18 protein-coding genes and 1 pseudogene are annotated in these 20,994 nt (G+C 64.5%); 5 read left to right on the top strand and 14 right to left on the bottom strand.

The window, feature by feature from the left end:
• Positions 1 to 6: 6 nt before the first annotated feature.
• On the bottom strand, positions 7 to 1,734 hold the full coding sequence (locus ACNFIA_RS15085) for an autotransporter assembly complex protein TamA (protein ID WP_416786161.1): 1,728 nt from the start codon (positions 1,732 to 1,734) through the stop codon (positions 7 to 9).
• Between the two features lie 80 nt (positions 1,735 to 1,814).
• Positions 1,815 to 2,462: a GNAT family N-acetyltransferase gene (locus tag ACNFIA_RS15080; protein ID WP_416786158.1), complete on the bottom strand. Its 648-nt coding sequence runs from the start codon at positions 2,460 to 2,462 to the stop codon at positions 1,815 to 1,817.
• 127 nt (positions 2,463 to 2,589) lie between these two features.
• Here ACNFIA_RS15080 and xthA point away from each other — a divergent pair, with 127 nt between their 5' ends.
• Complete coding sequence (gene xthA / locus ACNFIA_RS15075) at positions 2,590 to 3,402, top strand: exodeoxyribonuclease III (RefSeq protein ID WP_416786155.1); 813 nt, start codon at positions 2,590 to 2,592, stop codon at positions 3,400 to 3,402.
• A 67-nt stretch (positions 3,403 to 3,469) separates the two neighbouring features.
• Here the strand turns inward: xthA and ACNFIA_RS15070 are convergent, their stop codons facing one another.
• The 4 genes from ACNFIA_RS15070 to ACNFIA_RS15055 form a co-directional block, all read right to left on the bottom strand.
• A complete protein-coding gene (locus tag ACNFIA_RS15070) occupies positions 3,470 to 4,531 on the bottom strand; it encodes a hypothetical protein (RefSeq protein WP_416786153.1) in 1,062 nt (353 codons plus the stop codon).
• Positions 4,532 to 4,840: 309 nt separating this feature from the next.
• The gene (locus ACNFIA_RS15065; RefSeq protein WP_416786150.1) at positions 4,841 to 5,464 is read right to left on the bottom strand and encodes a response regulator; all 624 of its coding nucleotides are present in this window, start codon (positions 5,462 to 5,464) and stop codon (positions 4,841 to 4,843) included.
• Between the two features lie 226 nt (positions 5,465 to 5,690).
• The gene (locus tag ACNFIA_RS15060; RefSeq protein ID WP_416786148.1) at positions 5,691 to 8,471 is read right to left on the bottom strand and encodes a hypothetical protein; all 2,781 of its coding nucleotides are present in this window, start codon (positions 8,469 to 8,471) and stop codon (positions 5,691 to 5,693) included.
• A 171-nt stretch (positions 8,472 to 8,642) separates the two neighbouring features.
• Positions 8,643 to 8,837 carry a hypothetical protein gene (locus ACNFIA_RS15055; protein WP_259754357.1) on the bottom strand — a complete coding sequence of 65 codons (195 nt, stop codon included), beginning with the start codon at positions 8,835 to 8,837 and terminating at the stop codon, positions 8,643 to 8,645.
• A gap of 188 nt (positions 8,838 to 9,025) precedes the next feature.
• On the opposite strand from ACNFIA_RS15055, the gene ACNFIA_RS15050 reads away from it, so the two are divergent.
• The 3 genes from ACNFIA_RS15050 to ACNFIA_RS15040 all read left to right on the top strand — a co-directional run bounded on the left by ACNFIA_RS15050 (position 9,026) and on the right by ACNFIA_RS15040 (position 11,828).
• On the top strand, positions 9,026 to 10,408 hold the full coding sequence (locus ACNFIA_RS15050) for a substrate-binding domain-containing protein (RefSeq protein WP_416786145.1): 1,383 nt from the start codon (positions 9,026 to 9,028) through the stop codon (positions 10,406 to 10,408).
• 213 nt (positions 10,409 to 10,621) lie between these two features.
• On the top strand, positions 10,622 to 11,665 hold the full coding sequence (locus tag ACNFIA_RS15045; protein WP_259754355.1) for a TerC family protein: 1,044 nt from the start codon (positions 10,622 to 10,624) through the stop codon (positions 11,663 to 11,665).
• Complete coding sequence (locus ACNFIA_RS15040; RefSeq protein WP_416786142.1) at positions 11,631 to 11,828, top strand: hypothetical protein; 198 nt, start codon at positions 11,631 to 11,633, stop codon at positions 11,826 to 11,828. The genes ACNFIA_RS15045 and ACNFIA_RS15040 overlap by 35 nt, the downstream gene beginning before the upstream one ends.
• A 74-nt stretch (positions 11,829 to 11,902) precedes the next feature.
• Here the strand turns inward: ACNFIA_RS15040 and ACNFIA_RS15035 are convergent, their stop codons facing one another.
• From ACNFIA_RS15035 to ACNFIA_RS15025, 3 genes are all read right to left on the bottom strand, one after another.
• Positions 11,903 to 12,322, bottom strand: coding sequence for a DUF6216 family protein (locus ACNFIA_RS15035; RefSeq protein ID WP_416786139.1), 420 nt, complete (start codon positions 12,320 to 12,322; stop codon positions 11,903 to 11,905).
• 5 nt (positions 12,323 to 12,327) lie between these two features.
• The gene (locus tag ACNFIA_RS15030) at positions 12,328 to 12,744 is read right to left on the bottom strand and encodes a DUF6216 family protein (protein WP_416786137.1); all 417 of its coding nucleotides are present in this window, start codon (positions 12,742 to 12,744) and stop codon (positions 12,328 to 12,330) included.
• A gap of 147 nt (positions 12,745 to 12,891) precedes the next feature.
• A complete protein-coding gene (locus ACNFIA_RS15025) occupies positions 12,892 to 14,121 on the bottom strand; it encodes an acyl-CoA dehydrogenase (RefSeq protein ID WP_259754354.1) in 1,230 nt (409 codons plus the stop codon).
• A gap of 167 nt (positions 14,122 to 14,288) precedes the next feature.
• Here ACNFIA_RS15025 and ACNFIA_RS15020 point away from each other — a divergent pair, with 167 nt between their 5' ends.
• A complete protein-coding gene (locus ACNFIA_RS15020) occupies positions 14,289 to 15,221 on the top strand; it encodes a LysR family transcriptional regulator (protein ID WP_259754352.1) in 933 nt (310 codons plus the stop codon).
• A 457-nt stretch (positions 15,222 to 15,678) separates the two neighbouring features.
• On the opposite strand, the gene ACNFIA_RS15015 is transcribed toward ACNFIA_RS15020, so the two are convergent.
• From ACNFIA_RS15015 to ACNFIA_RS14995, 5 genes and pseudogenes are all read right to left on the bottom strand, one after another.
• Entirely contained in the window at positions 15,679 to 16,806 is a 1,128-nt protein-coding gene (locus tag ACNFIA_RS15015; protein ID WP_259754351.1) for an acyl-CoA dehydrogenase family protein, read from the bottom strand.
• 10 nt (positions 16,807 to 16,816) lie between these two features.
• A complete protein-coding gene (locus ACNFIA_RS15010) occupies positions 16,817 to 18,001 on the bottom strand; it encodes an acetyl-CoA C-acyltransferase (protein ID WP_416786133.1) in 1,185 nt (394 codons plus the stop codon).
• 13 nt (positions 18,002 to 18,014) lie between these two features.
• A complete protein-coding gene (locus ACNFIA_RS15005; protein ID WP_416786131.1) occupies positions 18,015 to 18,785 on the bottom strand; it encodes a 3-hydroxyacyl-CoA dehydrogenase in 771 nt (256 codons plus the stop codon).
• An 18-nt stretch (positions 18,786 to 18,803) separates the two neighbouring features.
• The gene (locus ACNFIA_RS15000; RefSeq protein ID WP_416786129.1) at positions 18,804 to 20,468 is read right to left on the bottom strand and encodes an acyl-CoA synthetase; all 1,665 of its coding nucleotides are present in this window, start codon (positions 20,466 to 20,468) and stop codon (positions 18,804 to 18,806) included.
• Positions 20,469 to 20,780: 312 nt separating this feature from the next.
• Positions 20,781 to 20,994, bottom strand: a pseudogene (locus ACNFIA_RS14995) (hypothetical protein); the annotation flags it as partial.

The following is a 20,994-nucleotide window of genomic DNA, read 5'->3' as shown; positions in this document are numbered from 1 at the left end:
CGCGGCTCACAGCTCAGGCCCCATGGAGAAGTGCAGGCGGATGCCGCCGTCCTCGTCGAGGCCGTCGGCCAGGTCCAGGCGTAGTGGCCCGACCGGGGAAATCCAGCGGATGCCGAAGCCGACGCCGGTCTTGATCGAGGGGAAGTCCAGGGAGTTGAACGAGTTCCCCTGGTCGACGAAAGCCGCGAGGCGCCAGCGCTCGGCGATGGGGTACTGGTACTCGACGCTGCCGGCGACCATGTAGCGGCCACCGATGCGATCGCCGTCGGAGTTCTTCGGCGACAGCGTCTGGTAGTCGTAGCCGCGCACGCTCTGGTCGCCACCGGCGAAGAAGCGCAGCGACGGCGGGATCGCGCTGTAATCGTTGGTGGCGATGCCGCCGACCTGGATGCGCCCGAGCAGGCGCTGCCCGCCGCCGAAGCTGGTGACGCCCTTGGCCATGGCGCTGATATGGGCGACGTCGGCATCGGCCAGCAGCCCTTCCTTGGCACCCTTCACGTCGAACTGCAGGCGGTAGCCCTTGCCGGGGTCGACCTTGTTGTCGGCTTCGAGGATCGAGTAGCCGATCCCCGGCATCAGGAAGCTGCTCAGGCCCGAATCGTCGCCCAGCTTGTATTCCTCGCGCTGCCAGTTCAGCGAGACGACCCGCTGCCAGCCGCTGTCGAGCTTGTGGTGCCATTCGCCGCCAAGCGTCAGCAGCTTGCTCTCGGTGTCCACCAGGTCTTCGTACTGGTAGCCGCTGGTGAAACGCAGCTTGTCGGTGAGGGGTGGGTCCAGCGGAATCTCGTACCAGGCGCCGACGTTCTGCCGTGGCGCGGCCACTTCCGCTTCGAAGCCCAGGCTGTGGCCCTGCGGGTTGACCCAGTGGCGGGTCCAGGTGGCGCGAGCACGCGGCCCGACGTCCGTCGAGAAGCCCAGGCCGAGGCCCATGGTGCGCGGCTTGCGAGCGTCCAGGTGGACGTGTACCGGCACCACCTCGCCATCGGCATTGCCCGGCGCGGCGTCTACGCGCACGCCATCGAAGTAGCCGCTGGACTGCAGGGCCTGGTTGAGGTCGGCGATCTGCTCGGAGTCGTAATCGGCGCCTTCCTTGAACGGCACCATGCGTTGCAGCAGTTCGTCGTCGAAGGGGAAATCGCCGGCGAAATCGACCTTGCCCAGGCGGTAGCGCGGCCCGCTGGCGTACACCAGTTCGATGTCCGCCACGCCGGCCTCGGGATCGATGCGCAGTTGCTGCTGGGTGAACTGGCCGCGGAAGAAGCCAAAGCGCGACGCCTGGTTCTGGATCAGCCGCTTGGCATCCTCGTAGGCGCCATGGTTGAGTTGCGCACCGGGCTTGAGGGCATCACCGCCGGGTACGCGGAAGCTCTTGAGCTGGGCCGCCGGCCCGTCGATGCGCACCGTCACGTTGCGCAAGTGGATCGGCTCGCCGGGGCGGACGTTCAGGCGCAGGGTGGGCACCGTGTCATCGGTCACCCGGCTGCGAATGCGCGCCTGGTAGTAGCCCAATGCCTGGGCGGCCTTCTGCGCCTGCTCCTGGGCATTGCGCCGAAACCGTTGCAGGGCCGCCTGATCACGCTCGCCAAGGCTGCCCACATAGGCCTCGATATTGGCCTTGAGCGCAGCGTTGGCGGGGGTGATACGAACGTCGAGATGGGCTTCGGCCGCCAGGGCTCCCTGCAAGCAGAAGGCCATTACCAGCAGCAGCCCAAGCAATCCTTGGACAACTCTCATGGCGCGGAATGCTAGCACGGGTTTTCCCCGCAATGCCTTCCTCTAGAGCGTAGGAGACTTCCGACGATGCGAGTCGCCGGCTAACCCGAGGACGTCGTCGCCGCCCCGTGCCCCAGGGTGGAATGAAACAGCACGTGCTCGCGGATCGGCCCCAGGGCCACCTCTCCCAGCTCCTCGTAGCCATGCCGCCGATAGAACTCCAGGTAGCGGGCGTTGCCGGTGTCCAGCACCAACCCCTGCGAGCCGCCCTCCTCGGCGCACCACGCGTGCAGCGCGTCGAGCAATTGCTCCCCGAGATGCTTGCCCTGGAACTCCGGGTGCACGCCGATCAGCGGCAATACGTGATACGGCCCCGGCGGCAGGCAGGCCAGCACCGCAGCGTGATAGTCCAGGTAGCGACGGGTGCACCCCAGGCCGGTGGTGAGCAGCATGCGCATGCGCCAGAACCAGCTTTCGGTGACATCCAGTCGGCGTTGCGGCGGCACCACCAGCGCCACGCCCACCAGGCGGTCCTCGATCAGCAGGCCGATGGCCGGCAGCTCTTCGAGAAAGTGCTGGTTGACCAGTTCGCGCACGGTGGCCCGCACACGCTGGTCAAAACCGGCGCGGTCGGATTCGAACAGATAGGCGAACGTGGGTTCGTGGCGGTAGGCGTGGTACAGCAGCGAGCGCACTTCACAGCTGTAGTTGCCGTCCAGCAGACGGACTTCGGCGAGGGTATCGGGCATGCGGACGCCTCTTGGGTGAGTTCTTCTTATGCTTATGAGTCCAGCCACAAAACCCTAGCAGCGCCTTGCCGGGGTCGCCAGGATCGGTCGCCTGGGCTAGCATCGTGCTTTTGCCAGGGCGCTCAGGATGAAAATCGTCTCCTTCAATATCAACGGCTTGCGCGCACGTCCCCACCAGCTGCAGGCGGTCATCGAACGCCACCAGCCGGACGTGATCGGCCTGCAGGAAACCAAGGTCGCCGACGAGCAGTTCCCCCGCGAGGAAATCGAAGCCCTCGGTTATCACGTGCATTACCACGGACAGAAAGGCCACTACGGCGTCGCCCTGCTCTCCCGCCAGGAGCCGCTGGAACTGCAACGCGGCTTCCCCAACGACGGCGAGGAATCCCAGCGGCGCTTCATCTGGGGCACCTTCAAAGACGCGCAAGGCCAGCTGATCACCATCATGAACGGCTACTTCCCCCAAGGGGAAAGCCGCGACCACCCGGTGAAATTCCCCGCCAAGCAGCGCTTCTACGCCGACCTGCAGGACCTGCTGGAAACCCGCTTCCAGCCCGACCAGCAACTGATCGTCATGGGCGACATCAACATCTCGCCGGAAGACTGTGACATCGGTATCGGCGAAGAAAACCGCAAGCGCTGGCTGAAGACCGGCAAGTGCAGCTTCCTGCCGGAAGAGCGCGAGTGGCTCGCCCGCCTCAAGGGCTGGGGCCTGGTGGACAGCTTCCGTCTGCAGAACCCCAGCGTGGACGACCGCTTCAGCTGGTTCGACTACCGCAGCCGCGGCTTTGAGGACACCCCCAAGCGCGGCCTGCGCATCGACGTGATCCTCGCCTCCGAAGCCCTGCGCGGACGCATCGCCGATACCGGCGTGGACTACGACATCCGCGGCATGGAAAAGCCATCGGACCACGCGCCGATCTGGCTGCAACTGAGCTGACGAAAAAACGCCCGGCACACTGGCCGGGCGTTGGTCCCGTGGCGTCGCGTGGGCGGCGCCGGGTCGATCACTCCTCTTCCGGCACGCCGACCGTCTTGCTGATGGCGCTGAAGGTGGTATTGAAGCGCACCGTCTCGTTGAAGCCCTTCACGATGGCGCCGAAGCGCTCCTTGGCATCGAGCAGTTGCTTGAAGCGCGCCGCCAGATCGGCACTGTGCCGTTGCAGGCCGGCTTCGCGCTCGTCCAGATCATGGGCACGTGCGCGCAACTGCGCGATCTGACGCTCCACGTTCTGTTGTTCCTTCTGCAACACCTCGGCACGCTTGGCGGTCGCGCGGTCGCGGCCATCCACGGTTTCGGCCAGGGCCTGCAGAGCGCTGCTGCGCTCGGCCAGGATCGTTGCGTTCTGTTCGGCGTGGCGCTCGATGCTGTGTTTCTCTTCCTGCAGACGCTGCTCCTGCTGGGCCAGGCGCTCTTCCCGCTCGGTCAGTTGCCGCTCGCGTTCCAGCGCCGCCGCACGGCGCTCTTCCAGCGCCTCCTGCACCCGCATCATTTCCAGCTTCTGCTGGGACAGGCCATGAGCCATGCCGGCCAGCGAGTCGAGGCTGGACTGTACGTCACGCAGCACGCCATCGGTCTCCAGGGCTGGCGCGCTTCCCGCCGGAGAAGCGGCATCGGCGACCAGCGAGCTATCGGCGTGGTTCTGCTGGAGTTGGTTATGGACGTTCATGGTGGAAAATTCCTCGATGAAGGATGGCGCTGCAGAAGGGTTGGCAAAGGCTGGAGCGGGTCGCGGCGTGGCAGATGACGGCTCGACGGCGACAGACTCGGTAGAAAATTGCGAGGTGTGCGGCTCAGGAGCCTCCCGCCGGTCGAACGCGAGCCCGTCGCTCGATTCGTTGACCGATGGCGGTGCCTCGGCTGGATAGGCGCAGGTTGACTCGAGGGCGGCCAGGTCACGCTCGAAGGACGCGAAGGCGTCGATCACCGACTGGCCTTCGAGATCACCGTCGCTGGGCATGACGGCCGAAGCGGTGTCAGCGGTCTGCTCATGCGGCTGGGTCGGATGGACCACAGTCGACTGCTCAGGCCCGTCGTGTTCTTCGGACCGTTCCGTATTCAGACTCATGGGAAGTCCTACCGTAAGAATGATCGAGCGCGCCGCACGTCATCGCGCTGGAGCGTGACGGCGCATGGCCCGGGAGGGACCCTGGAAGCAGGCGCTACCCCAGCCACGACATCGCACGGCTCAATCAAATACCTAAGGGCTGTCCGCAGTACTGGGAGAAATGAGCGAACAGATTCAGGGCAATTCTTACGATCTTGGGAAATTTTGGCTGTCAGGGAATTCCTGCACGGATGAAGGAAAACAATTAACCGTCCCCTTTTTCCGGCCACCAGACTCCAGCGACGCGCCGCATGACGCTAAAGCCTGTCTCTACAACAGGCCGATGTTCTCGCAGATGCACAGCAGTTCATCGAGGGAGGATGCCGACATCTTGCGCATCAGTCGCCCTTTGCACTGATCGATGGCCGTGCCGGGCAAGTCGAATATCTCTGCCAGCGATGAGGCCGAATGGCCGCGATTGAACCCGTGCAGCACCGCGATCTGATGGGAGGAGAATTCGCGCGCGATTCCGAGCCGTGGATCGTCCTCGGCACACAGCGGAGGATGCTCCGGCAACACCGAACCGCCTGCCAGAAGCGTCTCGATGGCGCCGCCAAGCAAGGGCAAGCGATCGCCCAGCAGGATGAATCCGGAAATCCCCACACGCACCGCCTGATGGATGCTCAACGAGGTATTGCGGTGGGAACACACCATGACGGGCGTCGCCGGGTCCAACTGGCCACGCTGGCGAAGCATCACGATCAGTTCCAGCCCATGGATGTCGGGCAGGTCGAGCGTCACCACCAGCAGGTCGCATTCCCCGGCCTTGAGTTGTCGCAAGGCCTGTTGCGCATGTTTGAGGTGCAGCGTTTCCTTGAATCCGCCAGCCCTCAGGTGGCGGCGTAAGGCCAGGAAATCAGGCCCGGAAGGTTCGACGAATACGATGCGGGGCATGACATGTCCTGTTGCCTGAAGCGGAGCGCCACAGCGGCTGTCGAGCGCTGAAGCGGATCCGTTCGTCATACGGCTATGCCTGTTATTGTTTGGCAGAGCGGCAGGACATCGTCTTTCGATGCCCGCCGCACCAGAGCCTGGAGCGTGGTGCCTCGCTCCCGTTCCACCTGCGCGTGAAAGCTGGTCAGTCTGGCCAGTGCGCCGGCCGCCGCACTGGCCCACCGACTTACTCGGCTACGGTCTTGGAAATGGCCGACAAGGTGCTGTTGAACTGCACCGTCTCGTTGAAGCTCTGAACGATGGCGCTGAACTTGTCCTTGGCGCTCTGCAACTGCTTGAGGCGCACCGTAAGCTCCTCGGCCTTGCGCTTGAGGTGGCTTTCGCGCTCATCCAGCTCAGCGGAACGGGCGCGCAGGCTGGCCGCCAGCTCGTCGATGCGCTGCTGCTCCGCCTGGATAGCCTCAGCCTTGCGCAGGGTCGCCCGGTCACGGGCGTCGACGGTCTGGGCCAGTTCCTTGAGCGCTTCGCTGCGCTCTGCCAGCAGACGGTTGTTCTCGGCGGCCATGCGATCCAGGTTGGTCTTGGCTTCCTTCAGATGGGTCTCCATCTGTGCCAGGCGCTCTTCCTTGTCGCCCGCCAGGCGCTCGCGCTCCATCAACTGGTTGTTCCACTCTTCCAGCTCGTCCTGCAGGCGCCCGGCAGCCTGCTTCTGCTGGCTCAGCCCCTGAGCCATGCCGGCGAGGGAGTTGAGGGTGCTCTGCACATCGGAAAGGACGTCGTCCGGATCGGCATCGAGTTGCGGCACGTTGAGCGTCGTGGCGACCTCCTGAAGCTCCGCCGAGGAAATCGGGGCGGCATGCAGTTCGGCGTCGGCCGTCACGTCTTGGGTATCGGTCATTGCATCATCCTTCTGTATCAAGATTCCACGAAGCGCGAAGGCCTCAAGGTTGCGGTCGCCATCGACGCGCGAAAGGTTGTAGGTCTCGGCCAGTCGCCGGTCGCGGCGGGTCGGCGCGGTAAAGGACTGCACGTTGCTGATATCGGGCAGCACCCGCTTTTCTTCGAGCATTTCGGCAAAGGCGGCCTCGATACCGGCGATGGACCGGGCCAGGTCCGACTCGGCGGGCTTCTCGACAGCCGTCGCCATCTGTTCGGTCGCAGCGGACTGCCCACGCGTGGCTGCCTCGCCTGTCCTGGTTTGCTGCGCAGCCACGTGAAGTTCGGCTGCGGGCTCCTCGGCGAGGCCTTTCTCGGCAAGCAGTGCTGCTGCGGCGCTATCCCGCTCGGGCGGTGCAGGCGGCCCGACGAAGAGCGAAGTGTCCACGGCGCCCTCGTCGGCACAGGTCGGCGCAATCGACACCAGCTCTTCGACTGCTGCAGTGATCTCGGCAACCTGCTGCGGGAGCTCGGCAACCACTTCCGGCAGCGCTTCCTGGTGCACCGGTTCGGGTGGGATGACAGGTTCGCTGGACGGCAGCTCGGCAGCCGTGGCCTGCTCGACTTGCACGCCCGCGGGGTTGGCCGAAGTGGCCGCCATGTAGCGTTCTGCGACGGTGGCCGCCGCCTCGGTAATGGTCGGCGACGCGGGCGTTTGCTGCTCGCTGGCGGCTTCGACGTGATGCGGCTGCGGCTCGGTGATCAGCGTCTCGTCCACGGCAGGCACCGCAACTTCGGCCATCGGTTCAGATACCTGCGGCTCGGCAGCGACAGGTTCCAGTTCCGGAAGCGCTGGGAGCTCCGGGTGCTGCGGTTCGAGAACCGGCCCGACGTCAACGGACTGCGGATCGGTGTACGGCGCCTCGTTCACGGCCGGAACCACAACTTCGGGTGGCAGTTCGGACACCTGAGGCTCGACAGCTTTGGCTTCCAGCTCCGGAAGTGCTGCGAGTTCATGGTCCTGGGAATCGACGACAGCCTCGACGTCGACGGGCTGCGGCTCGGCGTAAGGCACCTCGTTCACGGCAGGAGCCGCCACTTCGGGCGACAGTTCGGACACCTGAGGCTCGACAGCCGTGGATTCCAGCTCCGGAAGCGCTGCGAGTTCATGGTCTTGGGAATCGACGACAGACTCGACGTCGACCGGCTGCGGCTCGGCGGCCACGACCTCGTCCACGGCAGGCGCCGCAAGCTCAGGCGGCAGTTCGGGTACGTGGACCTCTGCGACAGTAGCGTCCGGCGCAGGAAGCACTGGGGCTTGGGGTTCGAAAGCAGGCTCGATGGACGACGCCTGCAGCACCGGAATCTCCGCTGGCTCTTCCCGTGCGGCGGATACCTCGACGGCCTCGGCCGGCTCGATCACCGACTCGATATCCTCAGGCTCACCCACGACGTCCTGAATAGTCAGTCCGACGGTGCTCGCCAGTGCAGCCGCCGGCGATGCAGGAATGTCTGCCACGTTCAGTGGCGCAGCCTGTTCAGACTCTGCCGCGGCGGTCATCGGCGCGGCAGGCGCTTCGCCGACCAGTGGCGCGCTGTCGTCCACCAGAGTTTCCATGAACTGCTCGTCAACGGTGTCCGGCGCGGCAAATTCCACCAGCCCCGCTTGCAGCAGAACGGCGGCTTCGGCCTCGGCCACAGCCTCGACGGCGGCATGATCCGTTGCGCCGGTCGTTGAGGCCGTCGGCGTATCCACCTCGCTGGCGACGGAGGCGACAGCCGACTGCTTGCGGCTCCGGGAGATATTCGCGAAATCGATCATCATCTCTCGCGACAGCTCGGCCTCCAGCGCCCCCGTGACCGGCGCCGCCGGCTGGGTATCACCCGCCAAGGCGGCAGCCAATGCGGTATCGCGGGAGAACATGCTCATCCACGACAGCCACGAATGCATAACCAGCCGGGAACCTTTGAACTTGACCTCGCGTGGCCGCTGAACGCTCAGCGCACCCCTGCGCCAGGTACGCCCCCAGCACGGGACGGCGGCCTTGCGAAGGGCCAGGGGGACCAGCACGAGATGACGCAAGATCTGTTGCGAGTTTTGCCGCCTGGAGGCGGATTGAAACAGAGCCATTTTCACATTCCAGCGGCGGATTCCTTGAACCGCGTAAGTTTCGCCGGGGTCCACCGCCACTGTTATCAGTCTCGTCCGATCCACCGTCGGACATTTCTCATGAACCCAAAGAACCGGCGCGCGGCGTGTGCCCCATTGGCCAGGAAAATCCGTAGACGGTGACCAGACCCGTCAACGCCGACGCAACCCCTCGGTGAGATCCAGGAGCAGGGTCAGCAGGAACATCGGCGCGATCAGCAGAAGCACGGCAGGCGCCACGGCGAAGGTCTTGTCGGGCAGCACCATCACCGAGCAGGCCATCAGCATCACGCACAGGATGATCACCAGCTTCATCAGCAACGACGCGGAGTCGATCATGTCGTTCATCACAGTCTCCGTAGGTCCGGTCCAGAGCTGTGCTGTTTAACGATTGTCGCTGGCGGGGAAAATCGGAAACATCCCACGCCACCCCGGCTTTCTCCGAAACGATTCCGCGTCGCCGGAATGCGTCATATCGATGCAATGATTCCGACTTAATCTGCCGCGCCAACGATGCCTCAAATGGAAGTTGACCCATGCAGTACAAGTCGAGCCCCAGCGACGCCCAACCCTGGCCCGTCACCATCGCCTGGCTCACCATCGTCTTCATCTGCTACGCCTTCCCTTGGTCGGCCTTCGCCGCCCTGCCCTCGTCCCAGGGCGGTGAGCCGGTGCTGCGTATCCAGGGTTCCAACACCATCGGTGCGCACCTGTTGCCGGAGCTGGTGAAGGGCCTGCTGGTCAGCGAGGGCTACAGCAACGTCAGCGCCCAGCCGGGCAAGGCGGAGAACGAACAACGCATCATTGGCCGCAGCCAGGACGGCAAGGAGGCCATCGTCGACCTGGCCGCCCACGGCTCCAGTACCGGCTTCGTCGCCCTCAAGGACAACAGCGCCGAAATGGCCGCCGCCTCGCGTCCGATCAAGGACGCCGAAGCGGCGGGCCTGTCGGCGTCGGGCAACCTGCGCAGTGCCAAGGCCGAACAGGTGATCGGCATCGACGGCCTGGCGATCATCGTCAACGCAGCCAATCCGCTGGATGAACTGAGCACCGAGACGCTGGCGCGAATCTACTCGGGCGAGGTGAAAACCTGGGAAGAAATCGGCGGGCGTGGCGGTGCCATCCGCCTGTATTCCCGCGATGACAACTCGGGCACCTTCGACACCTTCAAGGAACTGGTACTGGCCAGCCACGGCAAGGCGCTGGCCAGCGGCGTGCAGCGCTTCGAGTCCAGCGACCAGTTGTCCGCCGAGGTCAGCAAGGACCCGCAAGGCATCGGCTTCGTCGGGCTGTCGTCGATCCAGAAGGCCAAGGCCCTGCGCATCGCCGACGGCGACTCCCAGGCCATGGCGCCGTCCACTACGCTGGTCGCGACCGAGGACTACCCGCTGTCGCGCCGCCTGTTCCTCTACATGAAGCCCGAGGAGCCCAACCGCTGGGCCCGCGCGCTGGTGCAGTTCGCCCAGGGCGATCAGGGCCAGGCGCTGGTCAGCGCCAGCGGCTTCGTCGGCCAGCGTGTGCAGGCGGTGAAGATGGCGCCGCGCGCGAGCATGCCGGCGAACTACCAGGCCCTGGCCCGTGAGGCCGAGCGGCTGTCGGTGAACTTCCGCTTCCGCGAAGGCAGCGCGACCCTGGACAACAAGGCCCAGCGCGACATCGACCGGCTGCTGGCGTACCTGCAGCAGAACGGCAAAATGAACAAGCAGGCGGTGCTGGTCGGTTTCGGCGATCCGAAACAGGACCCGGCCCGCGCCGAACTGCTCTCCAAGCTGCGCGCCATGGCCGTGCGCCGCGAATTGGCCAAGGAGGGCGTAATGTTCCGAGAGATCAGCGGCATGGGCGACGCACTGCCGGTGGCGGCCAACAGCGACAACGACGGCCGGGTGAAGAATCGCCGCGTCGAAGTCTGGGTGTATTGAGCCACGCACCAACCCTGCCGAGAGCCAGCGTCTAGACTTTGCGTCAGACGCTGACGCCTCTTTCCCGAATTGATGTAGGAACTTGTTACGTTCCATCGCTTGCCTGCCGCGTCCGCTCTGCTATGTTCCCGCCAGTGACGCCGGGCCCCTCTGACGGTTGCCAACCGCCATGTCGGAGTCACTTTTCGACAACGACACTAAGGGAGGGGCCACATGACAGCTCTGCACGCCTTTTTGACCGAACCATTCCTCGGAACCGCCACCTGGTTCTGGCTGGCCTTCCTGGCCATCGTGATTCTTCTGCTCGTACTCGACCTAGGCGTCCTGCAACGCGATCACCACGAGATCGGCGTGCGCGAGAGCCTGATGCTGTCCGCCGGCTACTTCGCCTGCGGCCTGGCCTTCGGTGGCTGGGTCTGGTACGAGTTCGGCGCCACCAGCGCGGTGGAGTACTACACCGGTTTCCTCGTCGAACAGTCGCTGTCCATGGACAACGTGTTCGTCATGGCGATGATCTTCGGCTTCTTCGGCATCCCGCGCCGCTACCAGCACCAGGTGCTGTTCTGGGGCATCCTCGGCGCCATCGTCATGCGCGCCCTGATGATCGGCCTGGGCGCCGCGCTGGTGAAGGAGTTCGAGTGGATCATGTACGTGTTCGGCGCCTTCCTGCTGTTCAGCGGCGTGAAGATGCTGTTCAGCAGGCATGAGGCCGAGCCCGACCTGGCCAACAATCCCGTGCTCCGGTTTCTGCGCAAGCACATCCGCATGACCGACACCCTCCACGAGCACCATTTCTTCGTGAAGAAGCCGGATGCCTCGGGCAAGCTGGTGCGCTACGCCACCCCGCTGTTCCTGGCGCTGATCCTGATCGAGCTGGCCGACCTGGTGTTCGCGGTGGACAGCGTGCCGGCGATCTTCGCCATCACCCAGGACCCGTTCATCGTCTACACCTCGAACATCTTCGCCATCCTCGGCCTGCGCGCCCTGTACTTCTCGCTGGCGGCGATGATCCACCGCTTCGTCTACCTGAAGTACGCCCTGGCGCTGGTGCTGGTGTTCATCGGCACGAAGATTTTCCTCCACGGATTCATCGGCAAGGTTCCCGCGGCCCTGTCCCTTGGCGTAACCTTCGGCCTCTTGGCAGGTGGCATACTGCTATCCTTGCTCAAGACCCGCCGGACCAGCGAGGAACCGCTGGAAATCGTCAGCCAGGAGAGGACCCATGCAAGCGCTGGAGGTGAGGATCGAAGCCGTTGAGTATCGCGGCCGGGCCTATTGGCAGGTCCGCCTCGGTCGCCGTGCGCTGCGCTTTTCTCACGAGGCCGCCGCGCGGGCCTTTGCGGCCCAACTGCACACGCGGCGGCAGTGGTGGCTGGAAAAAGCCAGAATGGACGCAACGGAGACTTCACCTGAAAAATGAAACACCGAGGCCAGCAAAAGCTGGCCTTCTTACTTATATTAGTCGTCAAACCGATAAAATCAGAGCCGGGCCAATTAAGAGCGTCCGGAAGTTCTCTTACGCCTATGGAGCCGAAACTGACGAAGAAGCATCATTCGCGAGTCATAGCTATTCAGAATAACCATAAGCTCTTTAGCAAAAAACAGAATCGCCGCCAAGAAAAAAGCAGTCAAAAAACCGAAAGCTACTCTCTGACTGCGAACCAACTCATCCATTCTCTTTATTATTTTATCATCAGCGAATGCCTTGCAAATCTCGGAAATCGTATCAACAGAAAGCTTGGAGGGCGAACTATCACCGGCCTTACAACGCCCCGGACTTAACAGCCAAGCATCTTTGGGCGGCCCTAGAAAACCATATTCAACAGCCTCTTTACTATTCAGCCAAAACCAACCTTCGTCATTAATCTTAACCAGCCCTGCGGGCTTTATTGCTACGGTTGCCGCACCCAGCATTGGGCCTAACGGAAGCAACGCCAAAAGAAGGAAAAAATTGCAATTCCAAAATGAACCTTCTTAATCTTTAACTTTTCAATATTAAAGTATCTTTTTAGCTTTGATAGCATTTTAAAATCAAGCTCATGCACTCTAACCCATTCTTCATAGCGGTTTTTTTGGCGCAGCGAGATTGCACGCATATTATGATTAAAATTAAATCTTTCAATTTCAATAATTTCCGCCATGAGATCCTTCTTATCTGATTCCTTCTGCCTCGTCCAAAAAAACCAAAAGAAATCTGTAAGGGTGAAACCGGATCCCGCCTTATACTTTATATAAAGCAATGAGCCGCCAATTATAGAAAGAACTAGAATAACTATGAATGGATTATCCCGAAGGAAGCCCACCCAAGTGAACAAGCTTTCAAAGTTAACATCCATACCTTTCAAGGCCCTTAAATTTCAAACCTACAACTCAAACCTTTATTATATTTATGAATCTTAATTAATACCATATTCACGGAGATCTTCAGCTCTCAAAAAAGAAAAAGGCCCGCATCAGCGGGCCTTTTTCCGGGTTACCGACAATCAGCGGCTGCTGCGCAGGGCGTCACGCGGCACGTACTTGCCGATCTCGTACTTGCCGATGGCTGCGCGGTGCACCTCGTCCGGGCCGTCGGCCAGGCGCAGGGTGCGCTGCATGGCGTACCAGTAGGCCAGCGGGAAGTCATTGGAGACGCCGGCGCCGCCGTGCATCTGGATGGCGCGGTCGATCACCTGGAGTGCGACATTCGGCGCCACCACCTTGATCTGGGCGATCTCGCTCTGGGCAATCTTGTTGCCGGCGGTGTCCATCATGTACGCCGCGTTGAGGGTCAGCAGGCGGGCCTGGTTGATCTCGATGCGAGAGTTGGCGATGTGGTCGATGTTGCCGCCCAGGCGCGCCAGCGGCTTGCCGAAGGCGGTGCGGCTGACGGAGCGCTTGCACATCAGTTCCAGCGCGCGTTCGGCCATGCCGATGGAGCGCATGCAGTGGTGGATGCGGCCCGGGCCGAGGCGGCCCTGAGCGATCTCGAAGCCGCGGCCTTCACCCAGCAGCACGTTCTCGTAGGGCACGCGGACGTTCTCGAAAAGCACTTCGGCGTGGCCGTGCGGGGCGTCGTCGTAGCCGAACACCGGCAGCGGGCGGAGGATCTTCACGCCGGGGGCGTCGGTGGGCACCAGGATCATCGAGTGCTGCTGGTGGCGCGGCGCGTCCGGGTTGGTCAGGCCCATGAAGATCATGATCTTGCAGCGCGGGTCGCAGGCGCCGGAGGTCCACCACTTGCGGCCGTTGATGACCCACTCGTCACCCTCGCGCACCGCGTTGGCTTCCATGTTGGTGGCATCGGACGAGGCCACGCCCGGCTCGGTCATGGCGAAGGCGGAACGGATCTCGCCGCGCAGCAGCGGTTCCAGCCAGGTGCGCTTGTGCTCCTCGCTGCCGTAGCGCACCAGCACTTCCATGTTGCCGGTATCCGGCGCGGCGCAGTTGAACGGCTCGGAGCCGATCAGCGAGCGGCCCATGATTTCGGCCAGCGGCGCGTATTCCATGTTGGTCAGGCCGGCGCCCAGTTCGGACTCGGGCAGGAACAGGTTCCACAGGCCTTCGGCCTTGGCCTTGACCTTGAGGTCTTCCATGATCTGCGTGGGCTGCCAGCGGTCGCCTTGGGCCACTTGCTCCTCGAATACCTTCTCGGCGGGATAGACGTAGGCTTCCATGAACGCGGTAAGGCGCTCACGCAGATCCTGAACCTTGGCGGAATAAGCGAAATCCATGGGGGCTGACCTTCTGGCGGCGGTTGTTTGTGTGGTGATGATGCTAGAACAGCGAAAGGCATTTACCCAGCCTATTATCCGAATCAATGAACATTCATAACCCGTATGGACCTAAGCGTTCGATCGGGTATGATCGGCCGCAGAACAATTACAAGCGGAGCCCTGGAATGAACCTCAGCAAGGTCGACCTGAACCTGTTCATCGTCTTCGACGCCATCTATACCGAAGCCAACCTGACCCGCGCCGGACAGATAGTCGGCATTACCCAGCCCGCCGTCTCCAACGCCCTCGCCCGTCTGCGTGAAACCTTCAACGACCCGCTGTTCGTGCGGACCGCGCAGGGCATGGTGCCAACGCCCATGGCGCAGAACATCATCGGGCCGGTGCGCAACGCGCTGCAGCTGCTGCGCGTCTCGGTGCAGGAGAGCCGCACCTTCACGCCGACCCAGGCGAGCAAGACCTACCGCATCAGCATGACCGACCTCACCGAGGCCATCGTCCTGCCGCCGCTGTTCCAGCGCCTGCGCCGCCTGGCGCCGAACGTGCACATCGAGAGTTTCCTATCCAAGCGCCGCGAGACCACCAAGGAGCTGGCCGCCGGCCGCCTGGACTTCGCCGTGGATGCACCGCTGAACACCGACCCGCAGGTGCGCCACGTCAAGCTGATGGAGGACCGTTACGTCTGCGCGATGCGCCAGGGCCACCCGCTGGCCAAGGACAAGCTGACGCTGGAGGAATACCTCTCGGTGGCGCACATCCAGATATCCAGCCGTCGCAGCGGCCTGGGCTATGTGGACCTGTCGCTGGGCAAGATGGGCCTGCAGCGCAAGATCGCCCTGCGCTCGCAGCACTACCTGATGGCCTCCACCGTGGTGCAGCAGACGGACATGGTGGTCACCGTGCCCGAGCGCTTCGCCCGCCACCACGGGCTGCATTTCGTCGACCTGCCGGTGAACGACGTGCCCAAGCTGGAAACCCACCTGTACTGGCACGAAAGCACCGACCAGGACCCGGCCAACCGCTGGATGCGCGAGCAGATCATCGAGCTGTGCCAGCAGGTGACGGCGCGGGAAGCGCGCGAGGCGGCGGAGCGCGCCTGATGTTTCGGGCGATGCCCATCGATGGGTATCGCTTCGCTCCACGCCATCCTACGATTGCCATCCCCGGATGCCTGTAGGAGCGCGCCATGCGCGCGATCGCGGGCATGGCCCGCTCCTACAGGGAAATGCCGGCGCAACCCGCTCTGGCAGGTGCGGAGCTTCTCCGCGATCCTGCCGCACGGCCGCCATTCCCGGCGCAGTCACTGTCCCGGCTACGCCGGGATTTCGCGGATAAGATCCGCTCCTACAGGTCCGGCGGGCGCTGGAGCTGTAGGAGCGAGCTTGCTCGCGAACCGCCCAGCGGTGAAATCTCAAGCGAGCACGGATCGCGAGCAAGGACCCGGCGTCCCCCTCGGCCCAACAAAAAACAGTCCGCGCTACCTGATAAGCCACCGGCAGCCCCCGCCCTGCCGAAGTGCCTGTCCAACGAACAGGCCGGGATCTACCGGCGAACCCGTTACAGACTGCGCGCGATGACCAGCCGCTGCACGTCGCTGGTGCCCTCGTAGATCTGGCACACGCGTACGTCGCGGTAGATGCGTTCCACCGGGTAGTCCTGCAGATAGCCATAGCCGCCGAGGGTCTGGATCGCCGCGGAGCACACGCGCTCGGCCATTTCCGAGGCGAACAGCTTGGCCATGGAGGCTTCGGTCAGGCACGGCAGGCCGGCTTCGCGCAGGCTGGCGGCGTGGTGGACCATCTGCCGCGCCACGGCGATCTCGGTCGCCATGTCGCTCAGGCGGAAGGCCACGGCCTGGTGCTGGATGATCGGCTTGCCGAAGGTCTCTCGCTCGTGGGCGTAGTCGCGGGCGTATTCGAAGGCCGCACGGGCCATGCCCACCGCCTGGGAGGCGATGCCGATGCGCCCGCCCTCCAGGTTCGCCAGGGCGATGGCGTAGCCCTGCCCCTCCTCGCCCAGCCGGTAGCTGGCCGGAATGCGCACGTCGTCGAAGGCGATCTGGCAGGTATCGGACGCATGCTGGCCGAGCTTGTCCTCCACGCGCACCACGCGGTAGCCGGGGGTGTCGGTGGGCACGATGAAGGCGCTGATGCCCTTCTTGCCCGCCGCTGCATCGGTCACCGCGAAGACGATCACCAGGCCGGCGTGGCTGCCGGAGGTGATGAACTGCTTGCTGCCGTTCAGCACATAATGATCGCCGTCGCGGCGCGCACGGGTCTTCAGGAAGCTGGCATCGGAGCCGGCCTGCGGTTCGGTCAGGGCGAAGGCGCCGATCATCTCGCCGCGGGCCAGGGGCACCAGGAACTGGCGCTTCTGCTCGTCGTTGCCGAACTTGGCGATGGGCATGCAGCCCACCGAGTTGTGCACGCTCATGATGGTCGAGCAGGCGCCGTCGCCGGCGGCGATTTCCTCCAGCGCCATGGCGTAGGCCAGGTGGCCGGTCTGTGCGCCGCCCCACTCCTCCGCCACTAGCATGCCGAGGAAGCCAAGGTCAGCCATTTCCTTCAGCGCTTCGGCCGGGAAGCGGTGCTCGCGGTCCCAGTCGGCGGCAAAGGGCTTGAGCCGCTCCTGGGCGAACTGGCGGGCCACATCGCGGATCTGCAGGTCTTCTTCGCTGGGAATCATCTCTCGCTCCTTAGGCCAAGCGCTCGACCGCGATGGCCGTGGCTTCGCCGCCACCAATGCACACCGAGGCCACGCCGCGCTTGAGGTCGTACTGCTTGAGCGCCGACAGCAGGGTCACGATCACCCGCGCGCCGGAAGCGCCAATGGGATGGCCGAGGGCGCAGGCGCCACCGTGGACGTTGAGCTTGTCATGGGGGATGTCCAGGTCGCGCATCGCGGCCATGGCGACCACGGCGAAGGCCTCATTGACCTCGAACAGGTCGACATCGCCCAGCGCCCAGCCGGTGCGCTGCATCAGGCGCTCGACCGCGCCCACCGGGGCGGTGGGGAACAGATTCGGCGCGTCGGCATAGGACGAATGCCCACGGATCGCCGCCAGCGGTGTCAGGCCGCGCTTTTCGGCTTCCGACAGACGCATCAGCACCAGTGCGGCGGCGCCGTCGGAGATGGAGCTGGCATTGGCCGCCGTCACCGTGCCGCCGTCGCGGAACGCCGGTTTCAGGGTGGGAATCTTGTCCAGCCTGGCCTTGGGCGGTTGCTCGTCTTCGCTGATGGCGCGCAGCTCCTTGCCGGACTTGACCGTCACCGCGACGATCTCGTCCTTGAAGCGGCCTTCGCTCATGGCCTTCTGTGCGCGGGTCAGCGAGGCGATGGCGTAGTCGTCCTGCTGCTCGCGGGTGAAGCCGTATTTCTCGGCGCAATCCTCGGCGAAGGTGCCCATCAGGCGGCCCTTGTCGTAGGCGTCTTCGAGGCCGTCGAGGAACATGTGGTCGAGCACCTTGCCGTGGCCCATGCGGTAGCCGCTGCGGGCGCGTTCCAGCAGGTAGGGCGCGTTGGACATGCTCTCCATGCCACCGGCCAGGGCGACGCGGGCGCTGCCGGCGAGGATGGCGTCGTGGGCCATCATCGCGGCCTTCATGCCCGAGCCGCACATCTTGTTCACCGTGGAGCACGGCGTGCCGCGCGCCAGGCCCGCGCCCAGCACGGCCTGGCGCGCGGGCGCCTGGCCCTGCCCGGCGGCAAGGACGCAGCCGAGCACGGCTTCGTCCACCTCTTCGGCGCCCAGGCGGGCGCGTTCGACGGCCGCGCGGATCGCGGCCGCGCCGAGGGTGGCGGCGGTGACGTCCTTGAAGTCGCCGAGGAAGCCGCCCATGGGCGTGCGGGTGGCGCTGACGATGACGATGGGATCGTTCATGATTCTCTCCTCCTTACTTCGCGGCCATGCGGATGGCGCCGTCGAGGCGGATCACTTCGCCGTTGAGCATGCTGTTCTCGATGATGTGGCGGGCCAGCGCGGCGTATTCGTCCGGGCGACCGAGGCGCGGCGGGAACGGCACGCTGGCGCCGAGGGAGTCGCGCACTTCCTGGGGCATGGCGGCCATCATCGGCGTCTCGAAGATGCCGGGGGCGATGGTCATCACGCGGATGCCCGAGCGGGCCAGTTCGCGGGCAATCGGCAGGGTCATACCGACCACCGCGCTCTTGGAGGCGGAATACGCCGCCTGGCCGATCTGCCCGTCGAAGGCGGCCACCGAGGCGGTGTTGATGATGATGCCGCGCTCGCCGCCGGCGTCCGGCTCGTTCTTCGCCATGGCCTCGGCGGCCAGGCGCAGCATGTTGAAGGTGCCGATCAGGTTGATGTTGATGGTGCGGGTGAAGCTGTCCAGCCCATGCACGCCGTTGCGGCCGATGACTTTTTCGGCCGGCGCGACGCCCGCGCAGTTGGCCAGGCCGTGCAATGCGCCGAAGGCATCCAGGGCGAGCTGCACGGCGGCCTTGCCGTCCGCCTCGCTGCACACGTCGGTGCGGATGAAACGCGCGTTCGCCTCACCCAGTTCCGCCGCCTGGGCCGCGCCGGCTTCGGCGTTGACGTCGGCCAGCACCACCTTGGCGCCAGCGCTAACCAGCAGCTTCGCAGTGGCCGCGCCGAGGCCGGAACCGCCGCCGGTGATGAGGAATACCTTGTTCTGGATCTGCATGAAGTCTCTCCGCTGTACCTAGTGAGCCGCCGCTTTTTCGGCGGCCTCGCGTTGCTTGGCGATCTCCTGATTACGCAGGAGGAAGCGCTGGATCTTGCCGCTGGGGGTCTTGGGCAGTTCGTCGACGAACTCCACTTCCCGCGGGTAGCTGTGCGCGGACAGTCGCTTGCGCACGTACTGTTGTAGTTCCTCGGCCAGCTCCGCGCCCGGCCGGAAGGACGAACAGAGCACCACGAAGGCTTTGACCAGTTCGGTGCGCTCCGGGTCCGGCTTGCCGATCACCGCCGCTTCGATCACCGCCGGGTGCTCGATCAGCGCGCTCTCCACGTCGAACGGGCCGACGCGGTAGCCGGAGGTGGTGATCAGGTCGTCGGCGCGGCCGACGAAGCTGATGCTGCCGTCGGCGTTCAGCTCCACGGTGTCGCCGCTCAGGTAGTAGTCGCCGACGAAGGCCTTGGTTTCCATGCCCTGGTAGCCGGCGAACCACATCAGCGGCGAGCGGCGGCGGTCCAGCGCGAGCACGCCGGGTCGGCCGGCGGGCAACTCGTTGCCCTGCTCGTCCAGCACCACCACGCGGTGGCCGGGGATGGAGAAACCGGCGGCGCCCAGGTGCACCGGATGCTCCAGCTCGTGGTGGTTGGCCAGCACCATGCCCAGTTCGGTCTGGCCGTAGTGGTCGTGGATGGTCACGCCCAGCTCGCTGGCGAACCAGCGGATCACTTCCGGCGTCAGCGGCTCGCCGGCACTGCTCACCGCGCGCAAACGGCCCCTGAGCGGTTTGGACACCGCCTCGCCGGCAGCGATCAGCAGGCGGTAGGCGGTGGGCGAGCCGGCCAGGTTGGTGATGCCGTACTTGCGCACGATGCGGCAGGTGCTCTCCACGGTGAAGGCACCTTCGTAGAAGGTGATCGGGTGCCCCATGGCCAGCGGACCGGTGACGCCGTAGTAGAGACCGTAGGCCCAGCCCGGATCGGCGAGGTTCCAGAACGAATCCTCCTCACGCAGGCCCACCGCATCGCGCATGTAGCCGACGAAGGCGACGATGGCCTTGAGCGGCACGGCCAGCGGCTTGGCCAACCCCGTGGTGCCGGAGGTGAACATCAGCAGGAAGGGGTCTTCGCCGCTGCGCAGCACCGGTTCGAAGTCCGGCGAATGACGCTCCAGTTCGGCCCAGAAGCTGTAGTCGCCATGGCGGATGCCCTGCCCCTTCGGCCCACCGACCGTCACCCGCGCGAAGGCGTCGGGCACCTCGTCGAGCTTGCCGCGGTTGGCGCCGTCGGTGACGACCACCTTGCTGCCGGCCAGCTTGACCCGGTGTTCGATGGCCTTGGGTCCGAAGGCGGTGAACAGCGGCTGGTAGACCGCGCCCAGGCGCCAGGTGCCGAGCACGGCGATGAGCAGTTCGGGGGTACGCGGCAGCATGCCGGAGACCACATCGCCAGGGCGCACGCCCAGGCTGTGGAGGAAGCTGGCGAAGCGGCCGGAGAGTTCCTTGAGCTGAGTGAAGGTATAGGAGGCGCTGTCGCCATCCTTGCCCTCCCAGAACAGCGCGACGCGGCCGGGAATGGCATGGCGGTCGCAGCATTCGACACAGGCGTTGAGGGCATCGAGGTTGCCGGCCAGGACGGCGTCGGCAGTGGCGCGGTAGTCGAACTCGGCCGTGGCGGCGGTATGGGAACGCATCGCGGAACTCCTGGGTTTGTTCTTGTGTGGAGTTCCCTGATGTTCCCGCTGCGCTGGCGTGCGGGCAATGTCGAAAGCCGCCAATCTGGATGAGCGGATTGGACAGCAAGGGGGTATGGAGAGGGTGGGCGTCGCGTAGGGACGGACTTCGTCCGCGATGGGGTCGTGCCGTGCGGTTCGCGAGCAAGCTCGCTCCTACAGGGTCACTCCGGCTTGCTTTTGTAGGAGCGAGCCATGCTCGCGAACCAGATCTGGCGCCGGCGTTGCCGGCGGTTCGCAGGGCTGGACCGCTCCTACAGGGTTCGGGGTGGCTCAGACGCGGAACTGATCCATCAATCCCTGCTGGTGGTTGGCCAGCTTGTTCAGCGACTGGCTCACCTGCGCCGATTCCTGCGCCTGGCTCGACAGCGACTCCGTCACATCGCGGATGCCGGCGACGTTGCGGTTGATCTCCTCCGCCACCGCGCTCTGTTCCTCGGCGGCGCTGGCGATCTGCAGGTTCATGTCGGTGATCACGCTGACCGCC

This window comes from Pseudomonas sp. NY15437 (assembly GCF_048068435.1).
Lineage (GTDB): Bacteria > Pseudomonadota > Gammaproteobacteria > Pseudomonadales > Pseudomonadaceae > Pseudomonas > Pseudomonas nitroreducens_B.
The sequence above is the reverse complement of the archived record's forward strand: the minus strand, read 5'-3'. Positions and strand labels throughout refer to the sequence as shown.